At 33.8% G+C, this 334-nt stretch carries 1 pseudogene; it reads right to left on the bottom strand.

What is annotated here, in order from left to right:
* A pseudogene (locus WFZ86_RS20180) lies at positions 1-334 on the bottom strand (AMP-binding protein); the annotation flags it as partial.

Raw genomic sequence — 334 nt, 5'->3', positions numbered from 1 at the left:
TATGTGTAGATAATTTCTCTTCAATTTTTTCTGGTATTAATTTGATTCCACCGCTATATATAACATTATCAAAACGACCTAACCAGACAAATTGAGTATCTGACACAAGCTCTACGATATCATAGGTAACGATAGGTTCTGGATTAATGTTTTTAGCATGCACCACTAAACAATTATTCTCATTAGCGGTTACAATCACATTAGGCAAAACAGTAATAGCTCTTTCTCCTACTCGTTTGGCCGCAATATGCGTGATGGTCTCAGTCATTCCGTAAGTTTCGTATTTCTCATTTGGTAATTTTACTAATTCTTGTTCTAACGACTTATGAATTTT

It is taken from the genome of Flavobacterium polysaccharolyticum (genome assembly GCF_038739875.1).
In the GTDB taxonomy this organism is placed as follows: Bacteria; Bacteroidota; Bacteroidia; order Flavobacteriales; family Flavobacteriaceae; genus Flavobacterium; species Flavobacterium polysaccharolyticum.
Note: the sequence above shows the minus strand (reverse complement) of the source record. Positions and strands in the feature narration are given on the sequence as shown.